The organism is Tabrizicola sp. T46, from assembly GCF_057219895.1.
This window is the reverse complement of record NZ_JBXVVV010000001.1, coordinates 784,885-800,123: the sequence shown is the minus strand read 5'-3', so window position 1 is coordinate 800,123 and position 15,239 is coordinate 784,885. Positions and strand designations below refer to the sequence as shown.

At 66.3% G+C, this 15,239-nt stretch carries 14 protein-coding genes and 1 other RNA gene; 7 read left to right on the top strand and 8 right to left on the bottom strand.

Features of this window, described 5'->3' with window-relative positions:
• Positions 1-71 precede the first annotated feature (71 nt).
• The 5 genes from recR to ffs form a co-directional block, all read right to left on the bottom strand.
• Positions 72-680: a recombination mediator RecR gene (gene recR, locus AC2D9V_RS04095; protein ID WP_484712760.1), complete on the bottom strand. Its 609-nt coding sequence runs from the start codon at positions 678-680 to the stop codon at positions 72-74.
• Position 681: 1 nt separating this feature from the next.
• Positions 682-1,035, bottom strand: coding sequence for a YbaB/EbfC family nucleoid-associated protein (locus AC2D9V_RS04090; protein ID WP_484712759.1), 354 nt, complete (start codon positions 1,033-1,035; stop codon positions 682-684).
• A gap of 54 nt (positions 1,036-1,089) precedes the next feature.
• Positions 1,090-1,554: a GNAT family N-acetyltransferase gene (locus AC2D9V_RS04085; RefSeq protein WP_484712758.1), complete on the bottom strand. Its 465-nt coding sequence runs from the start codon at positions 1,552-1,554 to the stop codon at positions 1,090-1,092.
• A complete protein-coding gene (locus tag AC2D9V_RS04080; RefSeq protein WP_484712757.1) occupies positions 1,551-3,311 on the bottom strand; it encodes a DNA polymerase III subunit gamma/tau in 1,761 nt (586 codons plus the stop codon). Before AC2D9V_RS04080 ends, AC2D9V_RS04085 begins: the two co-directional genes overlap by 4 nt.
• 48 nt (positions 3,312-3,359) lie before the next feature.
• Positions 3,360-3,458: signal recognition particle sRNA small type (gene ffs / locus AC2D9V_RS04075), an RNA gene on the bottom strand.
• An 89-nt stretch (positions 3,459-3,547) separates the two neighbouring features.
• Between ffs and AC2D9V_RS04070 the strand changes: the two genes are divergently transcribed.
• Entirely contained in the window at positions 3,548-4,915 is a 1,368-nt protein-coding gene (locus tag AC2D9V_RS04070) for an aminopeptidase P family N-terminal domain-containing protein (protein WP_484712756.1), read from the top strand.
• A gap of 98 nt (positions 4,916-5,013) precedes the next feature.
• On the opposite strand, the gene AC2D9V_RS04065 is transcribed toward AC2D9V_RS04070, so the two are convergent.
• Together AC2D9V_RS04065 and AC2D9V_RS04060 are read right to left on the bottom strand one after the other, a co-directional pair.
• Positions 5,014-5,640, bottom strand: coding sequence for an HAD family hydrolase (locus AC2D9V_RS04065; RefSeq protein ID WP_484712755.1), 627 nt, complete (start codon positions 5,638-5,640; stop codon positions 5,014-5,016).
• Positions 5,641-5,674: 34 nt separating this feature from the next.
• Positions 5,675-7,627, bottom strand: coding sequence for a bifunctional 2',3'-cyclic-nucleotide 2'-phosphodiesterase/3'-nucleotidase (locus AC2D9V_RS04060; protein ID WP_484712754.1), 1,953 nt, complete (start codon positions 7,625-7,627; stop codon positions 5,675-5,677).
• Positions 7,628-7,892: 265 nt separating this feature from the next.
• Here AC2D9V_RS04060 and nudC point away from each other — a divergent pair, with 265 nt between their 5' ends.
• Both nudC and AC2D9V_RS04050 read left to right on the top strand, forming a co-directional pair.
• Positions 7,893-8,846, top strand: a complete 954-nt coding sequence (gene nudC, locus AC2D9V_RS04055; protein WP_484712753.1) for an NAD(+) diphosphatase — start codon at positions 7,893-7,895, stop codon at positions 8,844-8,846.
• A gap of 45 nt (positions 8,847-8,891) precedes the next feature.
• Positions 8,892-9,362 (top strand): SRPBCC family protein, encoded by a 471-nt coding sequence (locus AC2D9V_RS04050; RefSeq protein WP_484712752.1) that lies wholly within the window; start codon positions 8,892-8,894, stop codon positions 9,360-9,362.
• A gap of 3 nt (positions 9,363-9,365) precedes the next feature.
• Here the strand turns inward: AC2D9V_RS04050 and AC2D9V_RS04045 are convergent, their stop codons facing one another.
• Positions 9,366-10,199, bottom strand: coding sequence for a prephenate dehydratase (locus AC2D9V_RS04045; protein ID WP_484712751.1), 834 nt, complete (start codon positions 10,197-10,199; stop codon positions 9,366-9,368).
• Positions 10,200-10,319: 120 nt separating this feature from the next.
• Here AC2D9V_RS04045 and AC2D9V_RS04040 point away from each other — a divergent pair, with 120 nt between their 5' ends.
• From AC2D9V_RS04040 to AC2D9V_RS04025, 4 genes are all read left to right on the top strand, one after another.
• Positions 10,320-10,856 (top strand): c-type cytochrome, encoded by a 537-nt coding sequence (locus tag AC2D9V_RS04040; RefSeq protein WP_484712750.1) that lies wholly within the window; start codon positions 10,320-10,322, stop codon positions 10,854-10,856.
• Positions 10,857-11,018: 162 nt separating this feature from the next.
• A complete protein-coding gene (locus AC2D9V_RS04035) occupies positions 11,019-12,950 on the top strand; it encodes an extracellular solute-binding protein (RefSeq protein WP_484712749.1) in 1,932 nt (643 codons plus the stop codon).
• Positions 12,951-12,972: 22 nt separating this feature from the next.
• Positions 12,973-14,121 (top strand): microcin C ABC transporter permease YejB, encoded by a 1,149-nt coding sequence (locus tag AC2D9V_RS04030; RefSeq protein WP_484712748.1) that lies wholly within the window; start codon positions 12,973-12,975, stop codon positions 14,119-14,121.
• Positions 14,121-15,230, top strand: a complete 1,110-nt coding sequence (locus tag AC2D9V_RS04025) for an ABC transporter permease (RefSeq protein WP_484712747.1) — start codon at positions 14,121-14,123, stop codon at positions 15,228-15,230. Before AC2D9V_RS04030 ends, AC2D9V_RS04025 begins: the two co-directional genes overlap by 1 nt.
• The last annotated feature ends 9 nt before the right edge of the window (positions 15,231-15,239 follow it).

The following is a 15,239-nucleotide window of genomic DNA, read 5'->3' as shown; positions in this document are numbered from 1 at the left end:
GCCTCCCCGTCTTCTTATCTGAAGGAAGTATCCCAGGGGAGTGCGAGGGGTGTGACACCCTCGAAACTAGGTTAAAGCTTCCGCCGCGCCCTGAGCGCCGCACCGATGGTGCCGTCGTCCAGATAGTCGAGCTCGCCCCCGATCGGCACGCCCTGAGCGAGCGTGGTGACCTGCGCCGCCGTCGCGGCCAGCGCGTCGGCAATGTAATGCGCGGTCGTCTGACCATCGACGGTGGCATTGAGCGCCAGGATCACCTCACGGACCCCTTCTTCGCCCACCCGGGCCACCAGCCGCGGGATGCCAAGTTCATCCGGCCCCATCCCGTCCAGCGCCGAGAGGGTGCCGCCGAGCACGTGATACCGTCCGCGAAAGACCCGCCCCCGCTCCATCGCCCAAAGGTCGGCCACATCCTCGACCACGCAGATCTCGCCTGTCGCACGGGCGGGGTCAGCGCAGATCGGGCAGATATCCCCGGTCGAGATGTTGCCGCAGAGCTGGCAATCCTTCGCCGCCAGCGCCACCTCGGCCAAGGCCTGCGCAAGGGGGGCCATCAACTGCGCGCGCTTCTTCAGAAGGACCAGCACCGCCCGCCGCGCTGAGCGGGGGCCAAGGCCGGGCAGCCTCGCCATCAGCTCGATCAGCGCCTCGATGCCGGTCTCGTCTGAAGGTCCCGGTGCCATCCTAGAACGGCAGCTTCATGCCGGGGGGCACGCCCATCTCCTCGGCCAGCTTCGTCATCTCCTGCTCGGTCCGGGCGCGGGCCTTGGCCTGGGCATCGTGGATCGCCGCAAGGATCAGGTCCTCGACCAATTCCTTCTCGGACGGAACCAGGATCGACGGGTCGATGTCGAGGCCCGTCACCTCTCCCTTCGCCGTGGCCCGGGCCTTCACCAGCCCCGCCCCGGATTCGCCGACCACCACCATGCGGGCCAGTTCGCCCTGCAGCTCGGCATATTTCGTCTGCATCTCCTGCGCGGCCTTCATCATCTTGGCCATGTCGCCAAGCCCGCCCAGTCCGCCGAGACCTTTCAGCATGTCGTTCTCCGTCCGTTTCTTCTCAGATACGGGCGGAAGGCCGGTCGTGCAAGGTCAGGGGGTGGCGCGAAAGAGCATCCTGCGCGGAAGAAAGCCCGCCGCGCGGAAGAAGGCATGGGCCTCGGTATTGGCCTCCCAGGTGTCCAGCAGGACCTCGTCGACCTCAAGATCGCGGCCCAGATCCCGCGCGGCCATCAGAAGCGCGCGCCCGTGCCCCTGGCGGCGCGTCTCGGGGGCGACGGCGATGTGGTCGATCAGGAGGCGGCGGACGGCAGGCGAGAAGAGCGAAGACTCCCGCGTCTGAAGCTGGCAGAGGGCGTAGCCAAGGGCCGGTTCGCCGATCAGGAAGGCGGTGGTCGCGGGGTCGGCCAGGCGGTCGCGGAACCAGTCGGTAAGGGCGACCAGATCAGGCGCGGGGTAGAAGGCCTCGGGGTAATGCTGGGCGTGCCATGACTGGACATGGCCGTTCAACCGCGCAAGCGTCGCCGCATCATCGTCTGTCGCGCGGCGGGGGGTCATTCCTCGAAGGGGTCCCAGTCTTCGTCGGCCTCGGGTTCGGCAATCGGCAGCGCCGCGGCGGCGGCCTCGGCTGTCAGCGCCTCGGGGCTGCGGACGTCCGAGATGCGCGCGCCCGGAAAGGCCGCAAGGATCGCCTGCACCAGGGGGTTCCCGGCGGCATCGGCCCGCAGCTCGGCAAGCGCTGCATCGCGGGACTCGGCAATCGTCGGGGCCCCGCCAGAGGACACGACCGACACCGCCCACCGTGCGCCGGTCCAGCCCTGCAGGCGCTGACCCAGCCGCGCGGCAAGGTCCGCCCGTGCGGCAGGCGCGGGTTCGAACTCGATCCGGCCCGGCGCGTAGCGGGCAAGGCGCAGCCCAGTCTCGACCTCGTTCAGAAGCAGCATGTCGCGCTTCTGGCGGATCAGTTCGACCACCGAGTCGAAGGTCGCATAGACCTGCAACTGCCCCTCGGCCAGGGCCGGGGCAGCCGCAGTCATCGTCGGGCCGCGGACCGGTGCGGCATGGACCGGGGCGAGGCGCGGCGCATGGACCGTGCCGCCACCCCCGGCCGGAGCACCCCCCGTCGTCATCCCGCCGGAGGTGGCCGGGGGACGCGAGCTCTCAGAGAGCTTCTTCACCAGTGTCTCGGGATCGGGGAGGTCGGCCACATGGGTCAGGCGGATCACCGCCATCTCGGCGGCCATCATCGCGTTCGGCGCCAGCGCAACCTCTTCGATCGCCTTCAGCAGCATCTGCCACATCCGCGTCAGCGCGCGCATCGGCAGGCGGGCGGCCATGTCGCGGCCACGGGACTGTTCGTCCGGCGGCGTGGTTGGATCCTCGGCCGAGGCCGGGTTGATCTTGATGACGGAAATCCAGTGCGTGATCTCGGCGAGGTCACGCAGGACGGCCATCGGGTCCGCCCCGTCGGCATATTGCGCGGAAAGCTCTGCCAGCGCCGCTGCGGCGTCACCCTTCATCACCAGATCGAAAAGGTCCAGCGTCCGGCCCCTGTCAGCCAGACCCAGCATGGCGCGGATATGATCGCCCGTGGTCTCGCCCGCGCCATGGGCGATGGCCTGGTCCATCAGGCTCATCGCGTCGCGGACCGAGCCTTCGGCGGCGCGGGTGATGAGGGCAAGGGCATCGGGAGCCAGCTTTGCGCCTTCAAGGTCGGCCACGCGGGCGAGATGTTCCATCATCACCTCGGGCTCGATCCGCTTCAGGTCGAACCGCTGGCAGCGCGACAGGACCGTGACGGGGACCTTGCGGATCTCGGTGGTGGCGAAGATGAATTTCACATGGGCGGGCGGCTCTTCGAGCGTCTTCAGCAGCGCGTTGAAGGCCGCGGTCGACAGCATGTGGACTTCGTCGATGATGTAGACCTTGAACCGCGCCGAAGCCGCCCGGTAGTGCACGGAATCGATGATCTCGCGGATATCGCCAACCCCGGTTCGGGACGCCGCGTCCATCTCCATCACGTCGACGTGGCGGCCTTCGGCGATCGCGCGGCAGGGCTCGCAGACACCGCAGGGTTCGGTCGTCGGACCGCCAGAGCCATCGTGGCCCACGCAGTTCAGCCCCTTGGCGATGATCCGCGCCGTCGTGGTCTTGCCCACCCCCCGGACGCCGGTCATCACGAAGGCATGCGCGATCCGGTCGGCCGCGAAGGCGTTCTTCAGGGTGCGGACCATCGCCTCCTGGCCGATGAGATCGGCGAAGGTCTGGGGGCGGTACTTGCGGGCGAGGACCTGATAGGCGGGCTGGTCGGACATGAGGCTCCCCTGTTCGCGTGATCCTAGACCGGGGCGATGGGGGGAACAAGGTGAGAGGCTGGACAACGACCCAAGCGGGGCTCGTTACGGCTGCTTCCTTCCGGACCTGACCGGGTTGGCGAGGCGCTTACCCGCGCCAACCTCTCATGGGGCGATATAGGGGATGCAGAGCCATCGTGCAAGCAGGTGGCCCGATTGCGGCCGACCGGCTAAGCTGCCCTGAAAGGACCGAAGCCATGACCCGACTCATCCGCATCGACTGGCCCGACCACGGCACTCCTGACACCCCTCCGGCCCTTTCGGTCAAGGAATGCGAGGCCCGGCTGCAGGCGTTGCGGGTGGCTGCGGCGAGGGCGGGATATGATGCGGTCGTCGTCTACGGCGACCGCGAGCATGCGGCGAACCTGCACTGGCTGACCGGCTTCGACCCCCGCTTCGAAGAGGCGGTGCTGGTGGTGACGCCGGGGGATGCGCTGCTTCTGGCCGGGAACGAGTGCCTTGCCTACACCGAAGTCTCGCCGCTGGTGCGGGCGGGGGTCGTGCGGACTGGGCATTGCTCCAGCCTGTCGCTGCCCTCGCAGCCCCGGGGCGGGCGGCGGCTGATCGACTGGCTGGCCGAGATGCTGGCGCTGGACGACACCGTGGGGGCGGTGGGGTGGAAATGGTACGGGCCGGACGAGGTGGACGATCCCGCGACGGCGCTGGACATCCCCGCCTTCCTGGCCGACCCGCTGCGGCGGCTGGCGGCACGGGTGGAGAATGCGACGGCCCTGATGATGCACCCCACCCACGGCCTCCGCGCCCGGGTGGACGCTGCCGAGATCGCGCGGCTGGAGTTCGCCAATCACATGGCCGCGGCGGCGCTGAAGCGGCTGGTCTATGCCTTCCGTGAAGGGATCACCGACTTCCAGGCGGTTGAGGCGGCGCGGATCGGCGGCTTGCCGTGGGGCTGTCACATGACCTTTGCGGTCGGAGAGGTGCCGGGGCTTTGCGGACCGGCGGGGCGGCACCTGTCGGCGGGCCTGCCGGTCAGCTTCAACGTCTGCCACTGGGGGGCCAACATCTGCCGGGCGGGCTGGCTCGCGCGCGGGCCGGGGGACCTGCCGATGGCGGCGCAGGACTATCTGGAGGCCTTTGTCGAACCCTATGTCTCGGCCATGTCGGACTGGTGCGCGATGATGCGGCCGGGGGTATCCGGAGGCTACGTCTGGGCCCACATGATGGCCGCCTTGCCGCCCGACCGGTTCGGCGTGACCCTGAACCCCGGCCACCTGATCGGGCTGGATGAGTGGATTTCGTCCCCCATCCGGGAAGGGTCGACCGATCCGATCGCGAGCGGCATGGCGATGCAGATGGATGTGATCCCTTCGCATCCCGTCTATGGCTCGACCCGGATGGAGGACGGCTATGTCATCGCCGACGCCGCCCTGCGGGCTGACCTGGAGCGGGATTTCCCGAATGTGGCCCGGCGCTGTGCGGCACGGGCGCGGTTCATGCGGGAGGTGATCGGGATGGAGGTACCGGAGAGCCTGCTTCCTCTGGCGGACACCTGCGGGATCGTCGCGCCCTTCCTGTTTGACCCGGCGCAGGTCATGGTTTGCTAGGGTGACCACAGTGGTCAAAATGAGATAATATATCTGAATCAATCAGTTACGTGTTTTCATTCAGGATTTCTTAATCTTTGACAGCGCCGCTGCGGGCGTCAGATCAGCCCGGCCATCCGCGCCCCGGTCATGAGGTCGGGCGCAAGGTGGTGGGCCCAGCGGCCTGCGCTGGGAACGACGTCCGGCACCTGCACCACAACGCAGCCAGCCCGGTGCGCGGCCTCGGCACCGGTTTCGCTGTCCTCGAAAACAAGACAGCGGCTCGTGGCGAACCCGAAGAGGGATGCGGCCAGAAGGTAGGGGTCGGGCGCGGGCTTGGGCATTGTCACGTCGTCCAGCGTGACGACATGGGTGAAGGATCCGGCAATCCCGGCGATGGCAAGCTTGCGATGCGCCCCTTGCCGCCCTGTCGAAGTGACGATGGCGAGGGGCTGGCGCGCAAGGGACAGAAGCTCGGCCGCGCCGGGTTTCAGCGGCAGGCCCCGTTCCACGCCTTCGGCAAAGGCGGCGCGCCAGCTGCGGTTGATGGCGTCAAGGTCCGCCGCAGGAAGTGCGGCACGGATGATCGATGCGGCGGTCGGTTCGTCCCGCCCGACAAGACGGTGCATGAAGTCTTCATCCACCGGGTGACCGGCGGCGGCAAAGGCGGCCAGCCCGGTTTCCAGAGCAATGCTTTCGGTATCGATCAGGGTGCCATCAAGATCGAACAGCAGCGCATCATACATTCCGGCCTCCAGCAATTGCCGGGGCTATAGCCGATCAGAGATGCAGCCGGTAGAGGCGAAAGCCCTCGGCGTCGGTGCCCAGAGGCTCGGGCCGGTAGGGCGAAAGGTCGCCGAGATGGGGCAGCGATCCCGGGCCGCTGCGCAGGGTCACGGTCGTTCCGGGCATCGGCAAGAAGCTCCAGCATGGCCGTGGCGGCGCGCCAACCGGGCTTGCCGCGCGGACATAGTCCGCGAGAACGTCCTGCGTTCGGGTGCCTTCGGACAGTGCGATGGTCAGCGGGTTCCCCTCGCGCGCCGCATTGGCCAGGCTGGCGCGATGGTTGTTGGTTACAAGGATCAGGCGCCGCTCCGGGTCAAGCGGTTCCCCGTCGAGGCTGAGCCCTATGACACGTTGGGCCCCTGGGTTCAGTATTCGCCCCGACATGTCGAACCGGGGCGGCTGGCTGAGGTCTACCGCATAAGCCACGCCTGGGACGACGTCGAACGAGAAGGCCGGCCTTGCCGTGTCGTGCAGCGGGGCGTCGACCGAGCCCGGCATGATCCGCAGGAAGAGCGAGGCGGACTGTTCCAGCCACTCGCCAAGCTCGGCCCCGGTCAGGGCAAGCGCCACCAGCGTATTCGGAAAGCAGTAAAGGTCCGAAATGTTGCGCAGCCGGATCGGACCCGCCGGGATGTCGGTGAAATTGTCCGGTCCGCCGCGGCCGCCGGACCGGAAGGGCGAGGCCGTGGCAAGGACAGGAAGATCGGCCCATTCCGTGCCGGCCAGCCGGGACCGGACATGGGCCGCCTTCGCCTCGGCGATCAGGTCGAGCGCCGCGCTGGGGGCGGCGGTTGCGAAATAGGTGTGCAGCGGCACGCGCGAGGTGCCAAGCTGCTGGCGCGACCATGCCAGCGCGGCCCGGTGGTCAGGCCCCACGGTCTGGCGGAGGTTGCGGCTTCGCACCTCGGCCTGGTCGGACCTTGCGCGCAGGGAAGACCGAAAGGCCTCGACCGTCCAGCGCCGACGGCCCGGCCCGCCACGGGCCAGGATAAGATCGATGATCCCGATATGGCTGCCCGAATGCCCCGGCATGACTGCCGGTTTGCCGGCCAGAAGGCCGAGCGCGGGATCGACCCCGGCGGCGGCCGCGATTTCGGGCCCCGGGAAGATCATGTGCGAATGTCCGGCGATCACAGCGTCGATCTCGGGCAGGGCGGCAAGGGCTGCGGCGGCGTTTTCGGTTCCATGCTCGGCCTCGATCTCGCCGATGCCGGAATGGGCGAGGGCAACGATGATGTCGGCCCCGCGCGCCCTGATCCGTGGCAGCCAGGCCCGGGCGGCGGTTACGATGTCGCGGGTCCAGATGCGACCGCTGAGCTGATCCTGGTCCCAGACCTCGATCTGCGGCGGCGCGAAGCCGATCACCCCGATCCGCACCCAATGCGCCCTGCCCGTTCCGTCGAGAAACTGGCGCTTGAGCAGGGCGAAGGGCGGCACAAGGGTCTTGTCGCGCAGTGGGCTTTTGCCGAGACGGGTGGCGATATTGGCCGAGACCACCGGGAATTGGGCCCGCGCGAGGGCGGTGGACAGGAAGTGGACGCCGTAGTTGAATTCATGATTGCCAAGCGTGGCAGCGTCATAGCCGAGGGAATTGAAGGCCGCGATCACCGGATGGGTCCGGCGGCGCCGCGGGGCGCGGGCGATGTATTCGGCAAGAGGATTGCCCTGGAGGAAGTCACCGTTGTCGAACAGCAGGCTGTTGGGCACCTCGGACCGTGCCTGGGCGATCTGGTTGACGATCGTGCTGAGACTTCGTCCGGCGACGGGGCGGTTTGAGTGATAGTCGTAGGGCAGAAGGCTGGCGTGCAGATCGGTTGTGGCGATCAGGCGCAGCTTCAGCGCACTTGGCGGGGCTACAAGACCCGGGGCAAGGATCGAGGTCCCGTCGGATTGGTCGATCGGGGTCGCGCTGGCGGTCACATCCGAGGCGGAACCTGACGCTGGCACTCTTCCCGAACCTTCCACGTTCGTCCCGAACCTGGCGATAGGCGGCGGGCCGGATTTCTAAACCTGTGGCGCAATTACTTCAGAATGTTTAGCGTAAAAGTTGTGGGAAGCCTATGGCAAATCGAATGTTTTCAGACTGTTTCGCCAGTCGCCCCCAATCCGGCCGGGGACACCGCTGTCATGCCCGTCAACCATGCATCAGGCTGGTCTTCCGGGCCGTGAACTGGCATTCCGCAGCGAAAGCGGGTGGGAAAGGGGTGACAGAGTGCGGAATGCCGAAACAGTGACCTTCGGCGGTTCGGGCCTGAACCGGGCGGCCGAGCTTCGCAAGGACGCGGGGCGCCTGGCCGAGGCCTATCGGCAGGGCTGGGTCCTGCCCCTGTGGCGCGGCAAGGTGCTGGCCAGAGAGGACGGCTGTCTGGCCTGGCTTCGGCCAGGCGATCCGGCCCTTGCCCAGGCGCGTCAGGCCGTCTTCCTCGGGCTGGACGGCGACCTGCCGCGCTTTGCGACCGATCTGTCGGACTGGATGCCGGAAACCGGGGCGGATGCGGTCCTGTCGGGGTTCAGCGATGTCACGGCACAGCATCATCCGGCGCTGGGCCGGGACGTCGGGTTCCACGAATTGCGGAGCCTGATGACGCAATTGACCGCGCGCGAGGCGGAACTGGCGGCAACGGGCAAGGCGCTGGTCCAGTGGCACCGCAGCCACGGGTTCTGCGCGGCCTGCGGAGCAGCTTCGGAGATGACGGCAGGCGGCTGGCAGCGGAGCTGCGAGGCCTGCGGTGCCCAGCATTTCCCACGCACCGACCCGGTGGTCATCATGCTGGTTACGCGGGGCAACTCGGTTCTGCTGGGGCGCAGCCCGGGCTGGCCCGAGGGGATGTATTCGGTGCTGGCCGGATTTGTCGAACCCGGAGAGACGCTGGAAGCCGCTGTCCGGCGCGAGGTCTTTGAGGAGGCGGGCATCACCTGCGGCGCGGTCGGGTATCTTGCGAGCCAGCCCTGGCCCTTCCCGGCCTCGCTGATGATCGGGATGCGGACCGAGGCGACGAGCAGTGCCATCACGCTGGACCCGGACGAGCTGGAGGCGGCGGTCTGGGTCACGCGGGACGAGCTGGTGCAGGTGCTGGCGGGCCGGCACCCGGCGATCCGGCCGCCGCGCCGGGGGGCGATTGCCGAGTTCCTCTTGCGCAACTGGCTTGCCGACCGGCTGGATTGAGGCAATCTTGCCCCGGCTGTTTTCCAGGAAGGACCGGACCCACGGATGAAACTGACGGTGAAGACCGACATCGACGCTCCGGTGGCGTTCGTTCATGCCTATCTTTGCGACAGCGCGACCTGGGAGCACGAGGCGGTCCGCCGCGGGATCGAGGTGCAGCGTCCCGCCGACATGCCGCTGACCGGTGTCGGGGCCGGGTGGCGAATCAAGCTCCGGTTCCGCGGACGGACGCGCAACGTGCTGATCCGCATCGACGAGATCGTGCAGGACGAGATCATCGGCTATTCCTTCGAGGGGCAGGCACTTTACGGCACCACGCAGATGGAGACGAAGGCCCTGTCGCCGCGCCGCAGCCGCCTGAAGGTGTCGGTCGAGGCAAAGCCCAAGACGCTGGCGGCGCGGCTGTTCCTGAACACGCTGCGGCTGGCCAGGCGCAAGGTGGAAGAGCGCATGGAAAAGCGGGTGGACCAGCTGGGCGAGCGGATCGAGGACCGCTATGCCCGCGAGCGCCGCTGAAGGTCAGCCCCGTTCGCGGTCGGCGGGATAGACCCCGACGATGCGGTGTTCCGAGGTGAAGTAGCGCAACTCCTCGAGCGCCAGTGCCACGTTCGGATCTTCGGGATGGCCTTCGATGTCGGCGTAGAACTCGGTCGCGGTGAAGGTGCCGCCGACCATGTAGCTTTCCAGCTTGGTCATGTTCACGCCATTGGTCGCGAACCCCCCCAGAGCCTTGTAAAGCGCAGCCGGGATGTTGCGGACGCGGAAGGTGAAGGTGGTGATCATCTTGCCCGTGCCGCGGCGGCGGTGGTCCGGGTCCCGCGACATCACGAGGAAACGGGTCGTGTTGTTCGCCTGATCCTCGATCTGCGCGGCCAGCACCTCAAGCCCGTAGATCGAGGCGGCAAGCGTACTGGCAAGTGCTGCGCGGGACTTGTCGCCGGCCTCGGCCACCTCGCGCGCGGCGCGGGCGTTATCGCTGCTGACGCGACCCTGTATCCCATGCGCCTTCAGGAAGCCCGCGCATTGCGGCAGGATCACCACGTGCCCGAAGGCTTCGCGCACGTCCGAAAGCTTTGCCCCCGGCACGCCAAGAAGGTTGACATGCACGCGGACGAAAGCCTCGTCCACGATATGCAGGCCCGACTTCGGCAAAAGGGAATGGACGTCGGCAACGCGGCCATAGGTCGAGTTCTCGACCGCAAGCATACCAAGATCGACTTCGCCCCGCACAACCTTGTCCACGACATCCTCGAAGGTCGTCGAGGGGACAGCCTCCATATCGGGGCGCGATTGCTGGCAGGCCTGGTGGGAATAGGCCCCCAACTCTCCCTGAAAGGCGATGCGTCCGGTCATTCGTGGCGTCCCTGTCCCAAAAAACCTGCCATGAGAGGCGTTTCGTCGCGCGTCTACACCTTGAAACCCGGCAACGGAAGCATGTAGATACCGCGCGAAACCTGACGGGACGTAGGCAGCATGTTCGACACGATGACGATGACCAAGGCGGTGGGGGCGGTCTGCGGATCGCTTCTGGTGTTCCTGCTTCTGGGCTGGGCGGGCAACTCGCTCTTCACCGTGGGCGGTGCGAAGCATGGCGGGCATGGCGGCGAGGAAATCGCACAGGCCTATTCGATCGATACCGGAGCGGAAGAAGCCGCGGCAGAAGGCGCCGAGGCAGGCCCGGACTTTGCAACCCTGCTGGCCTCGGCCGATCCGGCCGCGGGCGAAACGGTCTTCCGGAAGTGCGCGTCCTGCCACAAGCTGGACGGAAGCGATGGCGTCGGCCCGCATCTGAATGGCGTGGTCGGGCGGATGCATGCGGCTGTTGCCGGCTTTGCCTACTCCGAGGCAATGGCTGCGCTGGCGGCCGAACCCTGGACCCCGGAGGCGCTGAATGCCTTCCTCGAGAACCCAAAGAAGAACATGCCGGGCACCAAGATGGCCTTCGCGGGTCTGCCCAAGGCCGAGGATCGCGCAAACGTCATCGCCTACATGGCGACGACACAGCCCTGACCACGAGATAGGCACCAGTTGGAAAAGCCGCCCGACGTGGGCGGCTTTTTTGCATTTCAGCGCGCTCACGCAAACGCACGTGCCAATCGCAACTTTGTTGCCTCGACAAAGCGTGATTTAGCATAAATGAAGTGGTTGGGGCATATCGGCAGAGGTGATCCGATGACGAATGGGGCAAGCGCGTCCATGGGGGCGGTCAGGGACAGTCGGGCAATGGTGCGCGGGTTGCTTCTGGCGACCGGCACGCTGATCCTTGCGCTGGCGGCACAGACCTTGTCGGTGCGCGCGCAAGAAGCGGATCAGAAGGTCATCGTGTCGCACGGCATCTCGACCTTCGGCGATCTCGCCCTGCCTGCCGATTTCACCCACTTGCCCTACGTGAACCCGGATGCCCCCAAGGGCGGCGAGATGAGCCAGTGGGCCCCCGGCAGCTTCGATTCGTTCAATCCCTATGCCATCGCGGGCAACGCGGCGGCGCTGTCCTCGATCTTCTACGAATCCATCCTGTCAGGCACGCTGGACGATGTCAGCGCTGCCTACTGCCTTCTGTGCGAGACGATGGAATACCCCGAGGACCGGTCCTGGGTGATCTTCAACCTGCGGAAGGATGTGACATTCTCGGACGGCACGCCGATGACGGCAGAGGATGTGCTCTTCAGCCACAACCTTTTCATGGAGAAGGGTATTCCGGAATACCGCGCAGTGGCGGGCGGCAAGTTCGAGTCGGTGGAGGTGCTGGACCCCTACCGCATCAAGTTCACCTTCACCCCCGGCACACCCTTCCGCGACATGCCGGCGCAGGCCGGCGGGACGATCATCTTTTCCAAGAAGCACTACGAAGAGAACAACCGCGACCTCGAGAAGTCGAGCCTCGAGCCGTTCCTTGGGACCGGGGCCTATGTGCTGGAAAGCTTCAAGCCCGGCCAGCAGGTGATCTATGCCCGCGACCCGGACTACTGGGGCGAGAAGCACCCCCTGAACGTCGGCCAGAACAACTTTGACCGCATTCGCATCGAATACTTCGGCGACGACAACGCGGCGATGGAGGCGTTCAAGGCCGGGGTCTACACCTTCCGCCCCGAAAGCGACCCCAAGCGCTGGGCCAACAACTACCAGTTCCCGGCCGTCGCGGCCGGCGACGTGGTGACCGAGGTGATCCCGTCAGGCAACATTGCCGGGGGGCAGTCGATCATCTTCAACCTGCGCCGGGAACAGTTCCAGGACCCGCGCGTGCGGGAAGCGCTGGGGCTGATGTACAACTTCGAATGGTCGAACAAGGCGCTGTTCTACGGGCTTTTGACCCGGATCAACTCGATCTGGGAGAACTCGGAGATGGCGGCGACGGGGGTGCCGACGCCGGGCGAGGTGGCGCTTCTCCAGCCGCTGGTGGACGAGGGCCTGCTGCCTGCGAACATCCTGACGGATGAGGTGAAGATGGCCTCGGTCTCGTCCGAGGACCGGGCGCTGGACCGTGGGAACCTGCGCCGCGCCTCGGCCCTGCTGGACGAGGCCGGCTGGACGGTGGGTGACGACGGGATGCGCCGGAATGCCAAGGGCGAGACGCTCAAGATGGCGATGGTCCATGCCCGGACCGACCTTCTGCCGGTGATGAACGCCTATGTGGAAAACCTCCGCGCGCTGGGCGTGGATGCCAGCTTTGACATCATCGACGACCCGCAGCTGCAGGAACGGGCAAGCCCGCCGAACTTCGACTTTGACGCCCTGCCGACCACGGTGGTCAATGGCGGGCTGGAGCCTGGCGGTGTGCTGAAGCAAGCCTGGGCAAGCGTGTCCAAGGACAATTCCAGCCGCAACCGCATGGGCTATGCGAACCCGGCGGTGGACAAGCTTCTGGACGCGGCCGAGGCGGCGACCAGCCGGGAAGAGCTGACGACCGCGATCCGGGCCATCGACCGGGTGCTCCGGTCCGAGTTCGTGATCGTGCCGCGCCAGTTCAAGCGCGACAACTGGGTGGCCTACTACAACATGTATGAGCGGCCAGAGATCGTCCCCCCCTATGCTCTGGGCGAACTCAGCATCTGGTGGTACAACGCCGAAAAGGCAGCGGCGCTGAAGGCCAAGGGCGCGCTCTGAAGAACAAGATCGGGCAGGGACTTTGGGCGCCTATATCCTTCGGCGGTTGCTTCTTGTGATCCCCACGCTGTTCGGCGTGATGGTCATCAACTTCGCCCTCACGCAATTCGTCCCCGGCGGCCCGGTCGAGCAGGTGCTGGCCCGGCTGGAAGGCGGGGGCGATGCGATCGAAAACCTTGCCGGCACCGAAGGCGGCGGGGTTCAGGAAGAAGCGGCGGGGGGCACCTATGTCGGTGCGCGGGGTCTGCCGCCCGAGTTTCTGGCCAAGCTGGAAGTGCAGTTCGGCTTTGCCCGCATCGTCTGCGACGAGGGCTTCACCGGCACTCCTTCGGTGACCGCGCCCGAGTGCCGGAAAGAGGCGATCCCGGCGATGGAGCGCTTCTTCATCATGATGGGCAACTACCTGACCTTCGACTTCGGTGAGAGCTATTTCCGGTCGATCAGCGTCGTCGATCTGGTGCTGGAGAAGATGCCGGTGTCGATTACGCTGGGCCTATGGTCCACGCTGATAGCCTATCTGATCTCGATCCCGCTTGGCATCAGGAAGGCGGTGCGGGACGGGTCGAGTTTCGACACCTGGACCTCCGGCATCATCATCGCGGCCTATGCGATCCCGGGGTTCCTGTTCGCGATCCTGTTGATGGTGGTCTTCGCAGGTGGGAGCTATTTTCAGTGGTTCCCGCTGCGCGGCCTGACCAGCGACAACTGGGAAGAGCTGAGCCTCTGGGGCAAGGTGGTGGACTACCTCTGGCACATCACGCTGCCGGTGACGGCGCAGCTGATCGGGGCCTTCGCGACGCTGACCTTGCTGACGAAGAACAGCTTTCTGGACGAGATCAAGAAGCAGTATGTGATGACCGCGCGGGCCAAGGGGCTGTCGGAGGCGCGGGTGCTCTACGGCCACGTCTTCCGCAACGCCATGCTGATTGTCATCGCAGGCTTCCCGGCGCTTTTCCTTGGCATCTTCTTCGGCTCCTCCCTCATCATCGAGTTCATCTTCTCGCTGGATGGTCTTGGCCAGCTTGGCTACCGCGCGGCGGTGGAGCGGGATTATCCGGTGATCTTCGGCACGCTGTTCGCCTTTGGCCTCATCGGGCTGGTGGTCGGCATCATCTCGGACCTGATGTATGTGCTGGTCGATCCGCGCATCGACTTTGAAAGGCGGGGGTGATGGCGCTTTCGCCCCTGAACCAGCGGCGCTGGCGGAACTTCAAGGCGAACCGGCGGGCCTACTGGTCGCTGTGGATTTTCCTTGTCCTCTACGGCCTGTCGCTCTTCGCCGAGTTCATCGCCAACGACCGGCCAATCCTCGTGCGGCACAACGATGCCTTCTACATGCCGGTCTTCAGCTTCCATTCCGAACAGGCCTTCGGCGGCGACCTTCGGACCGAGGCAGAGTACGGGGCGGTCGAGGTGCAGTGCCTGATCATCGCGGCCGGGTCGCTGGACTGCTGGGATGACCCGGAAGGGATCATCGCCGAGGTCGAGGCGTCGGGCACCGCGGCGGGGCAGCCGGTGAGCAAAGGCTGGATCCTCTGGCCGCCGATCCCCTACAGCTACAACACCATCGTTGACACCGGCGGGGTCGCGCCGGGGCCGCCCACAAGCCAGAACCTGTTGGGCACCGACGACACCAGCCGCGATGTCCTGGCGCGGATCATCTACGGCTTCCGCCTGTCGGTGACCTTCGCGCTGATCGTGACCTTCCTGACCTCGGTCATCGGCATCGCCGCCGGGGCGGTGCAGGGCTATTTCGGGGGCCGGACCGACCTTTTCTTCCAGCGGTTCATCGAGCTTTGGTCCTCGATCCCCACGCTTTACGTCATCATAATCCTGACGGCGGTCTGGTCGAAAAGCTTCTGGCTGATGGTCGGCCTACTGGTCCTGTTCGGCTGGACCGCTCTGGTGGGCGTCGTCCGGGCCGAGTTCCTGCGGGCGCGGAACTTCGAATACGTCCGCGCAGCCCGCGCGCTCGGGGTGCCGGACATCCTCATCATGTTCCGCCATGTCCTGCCGAACGCGATGGTCGCCACGCTGACGATGCTCCCATTCATCATCACCGGCACGATCGCTACGCTGGCCACGCTGGACTACCTTGGCTTCGGCTTGCCGACGAGCCTGCCGTCCCTGGGTCAGCTTACCCGGCAGGCGCAGCAGAACCTGCAGGCGCCCTGGCTGGGCTTCACCGCCTTCTTCACCTTCGCGATCATGCTGTCGCTTCTGGTCTTCATCTTCGAAGGCGTGCGCGATGCCTTCGATCCGCGAAAGACGTTCAGATGAGGGCCGAGG

What these genes read in the sequence shown, in the direction of transcription:
- AC2D9V_RS04090 (WP_484712759.1), bottom strand. Translation starts at nt 1,035, where the DNA reads ATGCTGAAAGGTCTCGGCGGACTGGGCGGGCTTGGCGACATGGCCAAG.
- AC2D9V_RS04025 (WP_484712747.1), top strand. Translation starts at nt 14,121, where the DNA reads ATGGCGCTTTCGCCCCTGAACCAGCGGCGCTGGCGGAACTTCAAGGCG.
- AC2D9V_RS04080 (WP_484712757.1), bottom strand. Translation starts at nt 3,311, where the DNA reads ATGTCCGACCAGCCCGCCTATCAGGTCCTCGCCCGCAAGTACCGCCCC.
- recR (WP_484712760.1), bottom strand. Translation starts at nt 680, where the DNA reads ATGGCACCGGGACCTTCAGACGAGACCGGCATCGAGGCGCTGATCGAG.
- AC2D9V_RS04040 (WP_484712750.1), top strand. Translation starts at nt 10,320, where the DNA reads ATGTTCGACACGATGACGATGACCAAGGCGGTGGGGGCGGTCTGCGGA.
- AC2D9V_RS04085 (WP_484712758.1), bottom strand. Translation starts at nt 1,554, where the DNA reads ATGACCCCCCGCCGCGCGACAGACGATGATGCGGCGACGCTTGCGCGG.
- AC2D9V_RS04045 (WP_484712751.1), bottom strand. Translation starts at nt 10,199, where the DNA reads ATGACCGGACGCATCGCCTTTCAGGGAGAGTTGGGGGCCTATTCCCAC.
- AC2D9V_RS04050 (WP_484712752.1), top strand. Translation starts at nt 8,892, where the DNA reads ATGAAACTGACGGTGAAGACCGACATCGACGCTCCGGTGGCGTTCGTT.
- AC2D9V_RS04065 (WP_484712755.1), bottom strand. Translation starts at nt 5,640, where the DNA reads ATGTATGATGCGCTGCTGTTCGATCTTGATGGCACCCTGATCGATACC.
- AC2D9V_RS04070 (WP_484712756.1), top strand. Translation starts at nt 3,548, where the DNA reads ATGACCCGACTCATCCGCATCGACTGGCCCGACCACGGCACTCCTGAC.
- AC2D9V_RS04035 (WP_484712749.1), top strand. Translation starts at nt 11,019, where the DNA reads ATGACGAATGGGGCAAGCGCGTCCATGGGGGCGGTCAGGGACAGTCGG.